Source organism: Thermoleptolyngbya sp. M55_K2018_002 (assembly GCF_015295965.1).
Lineage (GTDB): Bacteria > Cyanobacteriota > Cyanobacteriia > Elainellales > Elainellaceae > Thermoleptolyngbya > Thermoleptolyngbya sichuanensis.
The window spans coordinates 1-11,462 of sequence record NZ_DVEA01000330.1 but is presented as its reverse complement, the minus strand read 5'-3'; the positions used below and the strand labels follow the sequence as shown (position 1 = coordinate 11,462).

10 protein-coding genes and 1 pseudogene are annotated in these 11,462 nt (G+C 51.4%); 10 read left to right on the top strand and 1 reads right to left on the bottom strand.

Features of this window, described 5'->3' with window-relative positions:
* The 5 genes from IGS51_RS16850 to IGS51_RS16830 form a co-directional block, all read left to right on the top strand.
* On the top strand, window positions 1-469 hold a 469-nt coding region (locus tag IGS51_RS16850), incomplete at its 5' end, for a tetratricopeptide repeat protein (protein ID WP_297079978.1).
* Window positions 470-529: 60 nt separating this feature from the next.
* Complete coding sequence (locus IGS51_RS16845; RefSeq protein WP_297079977.1) at window positions 530-1,774, top strand: ATP phosphoribosyltransferase regulatory subunit; 1,245 nt, start codon at window positions 530-532, stop codon at window positions 1,772-1,774.
* 304 nt (window positions 1,775-2,078) lie between these two features.
* Window positions 2,079-2,303 (top strand): ferredoxin family protein, encoded by a 225-nt coding sequence (locus tag IGS51_RS16840; protein ID WP_172358501.1) that lies wholly within the window; start codon window positions 2,079-2,081, stop codon window positions 2,301-2,303.
* Window positions 2,304-2,380: 77 nt separating this feature from the next.
* On the top strand, window positions 2,381-3,109 hold the full coding sequence (locus tag IGS51_RS16835; RefSeq protein ID WP_297079976.1) for an ABC transporter ATP-binding protein: 729 nt from the start codon (window positions 2,381-2,383) through the stop codon (window positions 3,107-3,109).
* Between the two features lie 68 nt (window positions 3,110-3,177).
* Complete coding sequence (locus tag IGS51_RS16830) at window positions 3,178-3,504, top strand: heavy metal-binding domain-containing protein (protein WP_068516363.1); 327 nt, start codon at window positions 3,178-3,180, stop codon at window positions 3,502-3,504.
* A 10-nt stretch (window positions 3,505-3,514) separates the two neighbouring features.
* Here the strand turns inward: IGS51_RS16830 and IGS51_RS16825 are convergent.
* Window positions 3,515-3,667, bottom strand: a pseudogene (locus IGS51_RS16825) (transposase); the annotation flags it as partial.
* Between the two features lie 781 nt (window positions 3,668-4,448).
* On the opposite strand from IGS51_RS16825, the gene IGS51_RS16820 reads away from it, so the two are divergent.
* The 5 genes from IGS51_RS16820 to IGS51_RS16800 form a co-directional block, all read left to right on the top strand.
* Window positions 4,449-6,686 (top strand): polysaccharide biosynthesis tyrosine autokinase, encoded by a 2,238-nt coding sequence (locus IGS51_RS16820; protein ID WP_297079975.1) that lies wholly within the window; start codon window positions 4,449-4,451, stop codon window positions 6,684-6,686.
* 135 nt (window positions 6,687-6,821) lie between these two features.
* Complete coding sequence (locus IGS51_RS16815; protein WP_297079974.1) at window positions 6,822-7,934, top strand: glycosyltransferase family 4 protein; 1,113 nt, start codon at window positions 6,822-6,824, stop codon at window positions 7,932-7,934.
* 75 nt (window positions 7,935-8,009) lie between these two features.
* A complete protein-coding gene (locus IGS51_RS16810; protein ID WP_297079973.1) occupies window positions 8,010-9,458 on the top strand; it encodes an oligosaccharide flippase family protein in 1,449 nt (482 codons plus the stop codon).
* Between the two features lie 76 nt (window positions 9,459-9,534).
* Complete coding sequence (locus tag IGS51_RS16805) at window positions 9,535-10,830, top strand: O-antigen ligase (protein WP_297079972.1); 1,296 nt, start codon at window positions 9,535-9,537, stop codon at window positions 10,828-10,830.
* Window positions 10,831-10,867: 37 nt separating this feature from the next.
* Window positions 10,868-11,462, top strand: a 595-nt coding sequence (locus IGS51_RS16800) for a glycosyltransferase family 4 protein (protein WP_297079971.1), incomplete at its 3' end; no start/stop codon positions are given.

Here is an 11,462-nt window from a genome sequence, read left to right as displayed (position 1 = left end):
CACCCCCGCCACGGGCGCTCGTCCGACCCCGACACCTCCCGCCGCCAAAGCGCCGCCCAGTCGGGAATCGGTCTTGGCCTCCTATTTGCGACGGGCGGAAGAGTTTGAAACCAAGCAAGATTATCCCAGCGCGGTCAAAGAGTTGCGGGATGCGCTCCAGATTGCCCCAAAGAACGGCAGCATTCACAGCCGACTGGGGGCAGTGTATCTGCGGGCAAACCAGCCCACGATGGCCAAGATTCATTTTCGCAAGGCGCTGGAGCTAAATCCAAAAGATGCCGCAGCGGAGGAGGGGTTGCGCCGAGTTGACCCTGCGTTTGCCGCTGCGAATGCCCAAGCTGCAAAAGCCGATGCCAAAACCGCCAAGCCCACGCCGGGCAAGCCTGCGCCCAAGGGCAAGCCTGCGCCCAAGGGCAAGCCTGAGTCGGGCGGCGGGTTGTTTGGTCTGTTTGGTGGTAAGAAGAAATAGGCGGCAACCGGGATCTAACCCAGATGTCCCGCCGATCACCCACTCATTACAAATTCATCAATGGTGTACCAACCCCCCACAGGAGCCAGGGATCTGTTTCCGCTGGACGTGGCTCAGAAGCGCTGGATTGAGGATCGGGTGCAGCAGGTGTTTCACCGCTGGGGCTATCATCGCATCATTACCTCGACCCTGGAACGAATCGACACGCTGATGGCAGGCGGCGCGGTGCAGCGTTCGACTGTGATTTTGGTGCAGGATCGCGACGAGGAAGAACTGGGACTGCGCCCAGAGTTGACGGCCTCCATTGCCCGTGCAGCGGCCACGCGCCTAGCCGGAATGACCTATCCGCAGCGGCTCTACTACAATGCCAATGTCTTTCGGCGATCGCCCCGCAGCGGCATGGGCAGCCAGCACGAGTTCTATCAGGCGGGGGTAGAGTTGCTGGGGGCAGACGGAAGCGCAGCGGATGCCGAAGTGCTGCTGCTGCTGACCGACTGCATTGCCAACTTGGGCTTGACGGATTGGCATTTAATCCTGGGTGAGGCGGGGCTGACGCGATCGCTCCTTTCGGTGTTTCCAGACTCCGTGCGAGAATCGGTGCGACGGGCGATCGCCTATCTCGACCGACTCCAACTGGAGTCTCTACCCCTCAGCCCAGACCTGCGGGAGCGGGCGCTGCTGCTGCTAGATCTGCGGGGCCGGCCTGCGGACGTGATTCAGCGGGTGTCTGCGCTGGATCTAGACAACCAGCAGCGCGATACCGTGAACGCGCTCAAGTCCTTGCTGGAACTGCTGCACGACAGCTTTAGCCGCGAACACCGCTCACCCCCCAATCTGGTGCTAGACCTCAGCCTAGTGCAGACCTTTGACTATTACACGGGCATCGTGTTTGAAGTCGTCAGCAGCGGCGACAGCGGCCAGCGGGTGCTGGGGCAGGGCGGCCGCTATGACCAACTGTTGTCGCTTTATCATCCCCAGCAGCAGACCTGTCCGGGTATTGGCTTCACCTTCAACATCGAAGACCTGCATCAAGTCCTGCTGCCCACTGGGCAACTGCCCGCCCAAACGCCGCCCAGCGATTGGCTCGTTGTGCCCAAAACCCCAGAGGCGATCGCCGCTGCCTTTGCCTATGCCCAGACGATCCGCGACTCGGCCCATCTGGTGCGGGTGGAGGTAGACCTGATGCCCCGCGACAGCCTGGAGGCAACCCGTCACTATGCCCGCGATCGCCGCATTGGGCAAATCGCCTGGATCGCCGCCGACGGCACGCCAGAGGTTGAGCCGCTGTTGGGGCGATCGCCCTAAAAACGACCGGATAGGCCTTACGCAGTTGGACACTTTCTCGCAGGCGCAACCCGTGAGAAAGTGTCAAAATCCCGAAAGCTGAGCGCAAGTGCGTAAGTCCTGCCTGAGAAATAACCTGTACAATGGTGCTGTAAAGCCTTGCCAGATCTGGCTTTCATGACCTGGGATGGATTCCCTGAATCAGCCAAAGCAAGATCATAAAGGCGAGATTGTAATTCTATTGGGCCGCTCAGTTAGACCTAAACGCTAACCTCGAGCCCACCGGACTGCCACCTGCCTGCGATCTGTCTGAGAGGAGAACACTGTGCCGCATACGATTGTGACCCACGTCTGCGAAGGCGTTGCCGACTGTGTAGATGCCTGCCCTGTTGCCTGCATCAACCCTGGCCCCGGCAAAAACAACAAGGGAACTGAATGGTACTGGATTGACTTTAGTACCTGCATCGACTGCGGCATTTGTCTGCAAGTGTGCCCCGTGGAAGGGGCAATCGTGCCTGAAGAAAGGCCCGATCTCCAGGAAACCCCTTGATTCTCCCCTGGTTCCCTTGATGTTTGCGTTGCAGCGTCCTAAACGCTAGCCCCCAAGAAAACAAAAAAACAAGCCCCATGCCCACGGCTCCCTTGCTCACCGTCGAATCGGTCTATGCAGGCTACATCCAGGATCTCGATATTCTCCAGGGCGTAAATTTTCGTGTATACCCTGGCGAAATCGTGGTGGTCGTGGGCCCTAACGGCGCAGGCAAATCGACCCTGGCAAAGACCATCTTTGGGCTGCTAACGCCCCATAGCGGTCGGATTCACTTTCGCAACGAAGACATCACTGGGCTGAAATCGGATCAGATTGTGCAACGTGGCATGTGCTACGTGCCGCAAATCGCCAACGTGTTTCCGTCGCTGACAATTGAGGAAAACCTGGAGATGGGCGCGTTCACGCGCTCTGGCTCGGTGCAAAGCCTGAAGCAGAAAATTTTTGACGCATTCCCCAGGCTGGCTGAGCGGCGGCGACAGCGGGCAGGAACGCTATCGGGTGGAGAACGGCAAATGCTGGCGATGGGGCGGGCGCTGATGCTTGATCCGGAGTTGCTGATCTTGGATGAGCCGTCGGCGGCGCTCTCGCCTATTCTGGTGAATGACGTGTTTGAGCGCATTCGGCAGATTAACCAAATGGGCATGGCGATTATGCTGGTGGAGCAAAATGCCCGAAAAGCCCTGGCAATGGCGCATCGGGGTTACGTGCTGGATACTGGGCGCGATCGCATCGAAGGGCCGGGTTCCGAACTGCTCAATGATCCCCGTGTCAGCGAACTCTATCTCGGCGTGCGCCCCGCGTCCTGAACCGATTTGCAACCGTCATCTGTCTGAAAACTTCTCGCAGAGGAAATCTCATGGCCCCGAAACCCGGCATCCTGCTCACCACGGCCAGCCAAATCGGTGACCTCCAGATTGTCGATCATCTCGGCATTGTTAGCGGGGAGGCCATTTTGGGCGCGAATATCTTCAAGGACTTCTTTGCGGGCATCCGCGACATTGTGGGTGGGCGATCGGCCGCCTACGAGCGATCGCTCCGCGAAGCCAAAGACACTGCCATGCGCGAAATGGTGGAACAGGCCGAGCGCTTGGGTGCAAACGCCGTGATCGCCATTGATATCGACTACGAAACCATCGGCATCAGCAACGGTGGCAGTATGCTGATGGTCGCCGTCAGCGGCACAGCCGTCCGCTACGTCTAGTTAACGCCCAGCAGCCTGCGGCTTCAATCAATTCGGCAACGCGCCCCCCATGATGAAACGTCGCGTTGTCAAGGACGACCCACTGCCCAGAGCGCAGTTGGGGAATCTAGCAGGTTTCGAGCCAAGCTGCAAACACGGTTCGATTGCATACCCCTTCAATCGTGTTCTTGAGTCCATCCAGGTCGATCGGCTGCATCACTTTTTACCGAAAGTCATTGCTGCAAGGTTTAGCCATTGTATTGTCGGGGGAAGACGCATCAGCATTTCTCTAGGCTATGTCTTAACCTGCCCGAATGCAGCTATGACACCAGCGCAATCTGCTGCTATTCTCGCAAACCTAGGACTTACGCAGTTGGACGATTTCTCGCGGGCTGCGCTCGCGAGAAATCATCCAAAACCCAGAAAACTGATCGCAAGCGCGTAAGTCCTGAAACCATTCAAGATTGCTATTGAAAGAGAAATAAAGAGAACTTAAAGAAATATCAGTTGTATTTAAAGGAATTGAGTTTAAAGAGATCGAATCTAGGCAGGTTCAACGGTTGGCTGACCCTGTAATTTAACGTAAAGCCTAAGCTGTTTTTTCTCTGCCTTTACTAGAGCTTTATTGGAAGTTCAGAAAACTACGGAGGCACTGTTAAGGTGCCATAAAGATAGATATTTTTACTAGCGTAATTGCCACAAGCCAATGAATTATGAGGATATTCAGAGGTGGGGTGAAAGTTTCCGGACGGCTTGGATGAGGCTTGGTTAAAGTCAGTCTCCTGAGCATCTACAGGTGAGCTTTAGGCAAGCTCTAGCAGACTCGAAAGGGTGGGTGTCGCGCTTGATGTCTGGTTCCTGAGGAATAGATGCTCTCTGACAGCAGGTGACTTTGCGCTTAGCGGACATTTAGGAGTGGGACGGTTTCTAGTCAGAACTTCGGTCTTTGTAGAAGGTACTTTTTTATGTCTCTAGCTTCCCAAGACTATTACGAGGAAATAGATTTTCAGAAGTATTGGAACGTGATGAAACGGCGCTGGCTGCCAGCGACCACCGTGTTCCTGACGCTTACTGTGCTGTCTACGGCGATCGCGCTGCGTCAGAAACCTTCCTACGAGGCCGAGACCTTGCTTCAAGTCCGGTCCAGCGCCACCTCAAGGCTGACAGGCGTGGGCGAAGGGCTGGGCGAACTGGAAAGGTTGACCCTACAGAGCAACCCGGTCGATAGTCAGGCGCAAATTATCCAATCTGCTCCCATCGTTTCTGAGGTCATTCAGTCGCTTGACCTCCGCGACGAAGATGGGAACCCGATGCTGGTTAAGGACTTGGCTGGCAAATTGACTGCCCGATCAATTCCAGCGACCGATCTGTTGCGAGTCACCTATGCTTCTGACGACCCTGAAGAGGCCGCAGCCGTGATTAACCGCTTGGTCGAGGTTTATACCAAGAACAACGTTCTGGTGAACTGTGCTGAGGCAGCCGCCGCTCGAGAATTTATCGCCAAAGAGCTACCCAAAACTGAAGCCGCTGTAAGGGCTGCCGACTCTGACCTGCGTCGCTTTAAGGAAGAGAATGGGGTAGTGCTGCTGGAAAGCGAGGCGCAGGAAGCTGTCAATATCATCTCCAAGCTTGAAGATCAGGTGACCCAGGCGCGGGCTGAACTCTCTGACACTTCTGCGCGTCTTGCCCAGTTGCAGGGGCGCGTCGGCGCAGACCCCCGCCGAGCAACCGTAATTGCCGCTCTAAGCCAGTCTGCCGGTGTCCAGGAAGCACTGACTCAGTTGCAGGCGGCTCAGCAAGAATTGGCTGTTGAGCGGACTCGCTACACCGAAGACCACCCGGCGATCGCCAATCTCCAGCGCCGGGTTCAATCCCTGGAAGAGCTATTAAGGAATCGAGCCGTCAGTGTTGCTCGATCCGACTGGAACAACATCCGGAATGATCTCCAAGCTGGAGCGCTCCAGCAGGATTTGATTGGTGAACTGGTCAGACTGGAAGTGCAGCGCCAGGGCATTGTTCTTCGTCTGGAAACCCTGACGCAAGCCAGCAATGCTTATCGGCAACGAGCAGGGGCATTGCCTCGCCTAGAGCAGCAGCAGCGTGAGCTAGAGCGTCGCCTCAATGCCGCCCAAACGACCTACGAAGCCCTATTGGTCAGGCTCCAAGAAATCCAGGTTGCAGAGAACCAGAATGTCGGCAATGTACGCGTTGTGTCATCTGCTACCATACCTGACGAGCCACTTCCCTCCAAGAAGAAACTTTTCCTGATTGCCGGCGCGCTCTCAGGAATGCTCTTAGGAGTTGCGACCGCCTTCGGCATCGACCTGTTTGATCGCTCAATCAAGACCGTGAAGGAGGCCAGAGAAGCCCTTGGCTATACCCTCCTGGGCGTGATTCCGGTCTTTACCCGAGCTGGCAAGTCCAGTTCAGCCCTGGGCGCTCTGGATCACCCTGCACCCCGCGTTGTGGTTCAGGACATGCCGCAGTCTCCAATTGCTGCGTCCTACCAAATGCTGCAAGCCAATCTCAAATTCCTGAGTTCTGACAAAGCAGTGCGATCGTTTGTGATTACTAGCTCAGTCGCTCAGGAAGGCAAGTCCGAAATTGCAGCCAATCTCGCTGCAACCCTGGCTCAGCTAGGTCGCAAGGTACTTTTGGTCGATGCTGACCTGCGCCGACCTGCACAGCACCATACCTGGAACCTAGTCAATGCTGCGGGCTTGAGTAATCTCCTGGTTGATCAGGTTTCCAGCGATTCGGTAATTCAGGAGGTCATGCCGAATCTATATGTCCTGCCCAGTGGTGTTGTGCCTCCGAACCCGGTTGCGCTATTAGACTCCAAGCGTATGGCCGCCCTGGTTGACGACTTCCTCAAAGAGTATGACTTCGTTCTCTTTGACACGCCTCCCCTGGCAGGCATCGCCGATGCAGCAGTCCTCGGAAAGATGACTGACGGCATGGTTTTAGTCGTTCGCCCGGGAGTCGTCGATTCGTCGCGTGCCCTTGCAGCCAGGGAATTTCTGAAGCAGTCTGGTCAGCAAGTTTTGGGCATGGTACTCAACTGCGTTGATGTTCGCAATGAGCCTGATAGCTACTTCTACTATGCAGGCAGCCAGTACCACTTCAGCAGTTCTTCTACCGCTCTATCTGGAGCTACCCAGATCGGTGCTGGAGTTGGATCTTCCTCTAAAGAGTCTCGGTAAAGCTAAAAGTCTCAGTAAAGCTAAATGAGCATCTATCTTACTTAATTCCACTGAGATGGATGCTCTTTTAGAGTCCGTCAGCCAGTTGTCTGGTTGCGTGTACTTATAGAATTCACATCAGGAGTGACTGGAGCGATGCAGTACCATATTGTACTTAGCGGGACTCGCTGGGCAAAAACCAACGAAGAGATAAAGCTTGGCAAGCGTCCACGAAACTACATTACACTGCTTCAGGAAAACCTGAATGCTCGCATACACCTGCCGAATGCAGGAGCAACCAGTGCAGACAAAGTGCGATCAAAACTGTTCACGGGGCAACCAGAAAATTGGGCTTTAGCTAGGCATCTTGTTAACCAACTTACCTCTGATGATGTTGTTTTTTGCAATGCAGAAAACTCATCAATCCCCTTCTCTGCTTACTGTGTTAGCAAGAAGGATCGTCCTAAGGTCGTTTCGTTGTTTCAGAACTTCGATCGCCCAAGAAATCGTTTCACTGCCAAGTGTCTGAGAATTGCTCAGTCTACGGATGTTTTTGTGGTGGGTTCCAAATTCCAGCAAGATTTGGTTTTCAGAGACCTTAATCTTCCGAAATCTAGAGTTCTGCACTTGCCGCAGTTTGTTGATACGAATTTTTTTACGCCAGGACTTCCTTCTCCAGATAAAAAGCGGCCCATCATTGCCAGCGCAGGTCTAGAGAATCGAGATTATCGCCTGGTTGCTGCCGCAACTCAGGATATGGATTTAGATGTCAAGGTGTGTGATGCGTCTCGGTTTGCAAAGCGCTTGAAGAAGTCTTTCCCAGATGTGGTTCCTGCTAACATGGAATTTCGCTATTACGAGATGGGAGAGTTGGTTCAGCTTTATCGAGATGCAGATATTTTTGTAATGAGCGTGTTTGAGAGCGATTATCATGCTGGCTCTACCTCATTGGTTGAGGCAATGGCCTGCAAGCGCCCCATCATTGCAACTGCCACAAAAGGACTGTCTTCTTATCTCGATCCAGATGCAATCCTCACAGTTCATCCGGGCGACGTTGAAGGCTTGCGGAACGCAATATCCTATTTGCTCAACAACCCCGACGAGGCGAAGAAACGAGCGGAGCGAGCCTATCAGATTGTGATGGAGCGCCATTCTTTGGAAGTCTATGCAAACACAATTGCTGCCCGCATGAGGGAACTTGGAGGGGGCGATCGCCCTAATGGAAGTATCATCATTGAGCCTGCAAAGCAGCCTGCAAACTTGGTGTAGACAGTATTGTTCGCCTAAAGAACTCTCAACGCAGAATCAGGCTCAAGGTGTCTACTGGATGTAAGCGGCATAGACATGAAACATCGACGTAAGCTACTCAGCAACTCAGCCTCAATGCTCGTTAATCGAGTTGTGCAAAGTGTTGCGACTTTTGTGCTATCTGCATCCATTTCGCGATTTCTGGGTGCTGATGAACTAGGAAGATATCTGCTTGCCTTCAGCTTTTACTACATTTTTGTCGGGATTGCATCTCACGGACTAAAAAATCTGATGATCCGGATGATTGCTCAAGGAGCAGAATCCACCAGAAATGAGTCATTTTATTTGCTGAACTGCACGATTCTTCAGCTAATCATTAGCATCTTGGGCTATATTTGCCTGCTTGCAATTGTCACCATCCTTCCATACGAGCCTGGAACGAAACTGACCTGTTACATCATTGGTGCCGCTGTTATCCCCTTCTCTCTTTCCAACATGACTGAGGCCTTCTTTCAGTCACAAGAAAGAATGCATCTAATTGCTACTGCAAACGTACCTGTTTACGTTTCTCGCATCTTGGCAATGATTGCGGCAATGCAGCAGGGCTATGGAGTGAACACGATTGCTTTGCTGTTTGTGATTTCAGAAACGCTGATTTTTCTGATTCAGTGGGTTCTGTTGACACGAGAGATGCAGATGGACTGGAGGCTTGACCCAAGTTTCATGGTTGCAAAATTCAAGTCTGCTGCTAGCTTCTTCGCAATTGATAGCCTGGGAATTGTTAATGCTAAACTCGAATTCTTGATTCTATCTGTGGCAGGAAGTGAGCTTCTCGTCGGGCTGTATGGCGGTATTATCCAGCTCATGCAGCCTTTTGTAATTATGACAGATAGCCTGATGCAGGCAGTCTATCCAGGCATGGTCAAGTCTGTTCAGGAGGGGACAGATAAGCAGCGCAAGATTGCTCAGAGTATGATTGGAATTCTCCTGTCGATTGCGCTGCCAACCTGTGTCGGCTTCTTCTTCTTTGGGGCAGACTTACTACAGTTTGTTTACGGCGACGAGCGATTTCGGGATGCAGCTAATATTCTAACTGCTTACTCCCTTTCAAGAGTCTTGGCATCATTTAGCCGACCCTTTGGATTTGTCTTGATGGCAAATGGGCTAGAGAAAATTAATGTGCGTGAAGGCTCTGTGACAATGGTCGTAAAGGCTTTATTTGGATTTTTCTTGGTGCCAAGATACCAGCTTGCTGGCGCAGTTTCGGTTGCGCTATTGGTCAGTGTTTCGACATTCTTACAATTTTTGTTTGCCCTTCGTCGTTTATTCTCAATCAACTTCCTGGAAGTGTTCTATTATCCAGGCTTGATTTGTGCCCTAATGCTTCCTATTTTTGTAGGTCTTCAAAGGCTCGATCCAGGCTTCATGATTGTGCTAATCACCTCTACACTGGTCTATTTCATGATTTTGGGACTGCTTGGTGTCTACGCACTGGGGGGACCAAGGTACGTTTGGTCTAAAGTTGTCAACCGCAGTTCTGGCTAGCTAGTTCCCCCCAGGATGTGTCTATAGACTGATTGTTCTACATTCTGACTCGAATCTTGACGAAGGAGTAAGTGCTGTGAAGAAGCTGTGGCGATTCCTTGAGCTTGCATTTGTTATAGCTTATCTAATTCTTTACGCTGGCGGTATTCTCACACTTTTTCTGTCGGGAGGATTTAGCGAAGGAAACGCGGGTTCTCTGAGGGATGTCGATTTTGCCTTGATTCGACAATTGCTTCTTGTAAACTATGGCATTTCCTTCCTGCTTTTACTATGGCGATGGAAATATGTTGTTCAGCGGCTATTTAGGAGTCCGTTCCTCCTGATTCTCCTGGGGCTTGTGGTGTGTTCAGTTCTCTGGTCTGCTCAGCCAAGTCTTACGCAGACAAGGGCGATCGCGCTTCTTGGCACCACGCTATTTGGAATTTATTTTGGAACTCGATTCAGCCCGAAAGAGCAACTTAATATCTTGGCTATTACATTCAGCATCATTCTGCTTCTAAGCCTCGTTTTTGTAATTGCTCTTCCTCAATATGGCAAAATGAGTGGCATTCATGCTGGTGCATGGCGCGGCATCTTTATTCATAAAAATCCATTTGGGCAACTGATGGTGTTAAGCTCTCTCATTTTTCTCTCTCTTTCTTTGAGAGGAGGGCAAAGTTCCTGGAAGGCGATGTTAGGACTTACAATATCCGTATTTATGATTGTGATGTCAGCATCTAGTTCATCACTGATTAACTTTGTCACTTTATTCTTAGTTTTTACAGTTCTAAAAGTTACGCTTTGGCCAGATCGAGTCATGATTCCAGTAATCTCTGCACTTGCCGCTTTTGGCTGTTTTGCCTCAATTTTTCTAGTGGAGATGCTGGAGTTAGTGGTTGGCTCAGTAGGTAAGGACTTAACGCTGACAGGGCGCACAGATATTTGGCCAATTGTGATCCGTCAAGGCTTACAAAGGCCCATTTTAGGCTATGGGTACAGTGGATTTTGGGGAGATTGGAACAGCCCCGGTGCAGCAGTTTGGAAAGACTATGGTTGGCTTGCGCCGAATGCTCACAATGGGTTTATCGATCTCTGGATTCAGCTTGGATTTGTCGGTGCTGCTGTTTTTATCCTTGGATTTTTGCAGATGTTTATACGCAGCCTTCAACTGTCTAAGCAGTCAGATCCGTCTTTGTATTCGTGGTCGGTAATTTATTTGATTTTTACCTGCCTGATTAACTCCACAGAGTCATCTCTGATGGTTAATAACAGCCTAAACTGGGTTCTCTTTGTTTCTCTGGGTATTTCCTTACAGCTACAAAAATCGCGCTTGCGACAACCTAAGGACTCCATAAAGATTTCTGCCGATAATCTAGTGCATTCTGTCGAGTGATGAGATATCTAGTAGATTTTGTTTGGAGAATCTTGGCATGAAAGTTTTAATGTTGGGTGAAGGACTTGCTAGGAGAGGCGGCATTGTTTCGGTTCAACAGTTGATCCTAGAACAGACCGACCCGTCGGTAGAAATTGAACACATTGCAACTTTGGTTGACGGCTCTCCGTTAGATAAAATTCGAGCATTTCTTAAAGCACTGTTGAACTTGTCGAGGGAGTTGCTTTTTGGAAGTGTTGACTTAGTTCATATCCATGTTTCCGAAAGAGGCAGTGCATTTCGGCAAGCCATTACTACATTGATTTCTAAGTTGTTTGGCAAGCCTGTCGTAATGCATACTCATGGCTCAGAATTTCATGAATTTTATAGCCATTTACCTGCTTTTGTGAAAGCTGCTCTGAGTTGGGTCTATCGGAAATGCGATCGCTTCATTGTCCTTTCTGAAAGCTGGAAGGAATTTTATATAGATGCACTAGAGCTGAGGCAAGAGCGGGTGACTGTGCTGCCCAACGCAGTCAAAATTCCAGATCAGATTCCTCAAAGAGAACCGACAGAAAGTAGTCAGATTCTCTTCGTGTTTTTTGGACGAATTGGCCATCGAAAGGGAGCGTTTGATCTGGTTAAAGCACTAT

Excerpts from the sequence above, each read along its gene's own strand:
- IGS51_RS16845 (WP_297079977.1), top strand. The coding sequence starts at position 530 with ATGGTGTACCAACCCCCCACAGGAGCCAGGGATCTGTTTCCGCTGGAC.
- IGS51_RS16835 (WP_297079976.1), top strand. The coding sequence starts at position 2,381 with ATGCCCACGGCTCCCTTGCTCACCGTCGAATCGGTCTATGCAGGCTAC.
- IGS51_RS16820 (WP_297079975.1), top strand. The coding sequence starts at position 4,449 with ATGTCTCTAGCTTCCCAAGACTATTACGAGGAAATAGATTTTCAGAAG.
- IGS51_RS16815 (WP_297079974.1), top strand. The coding sequence starts at position 6,822 with ATGCAGTACCATATTGTACTTAGCGGGACTCGCTGGGCAAAAACCAAC.
- IGS51_RS16810 (WP_297079973.1), top strand. The coding sequence starts at position 8,010 with ATGAAACATCGACGTAAGCTACTCAGCAACTCAGCCTCAATGCTCGTT.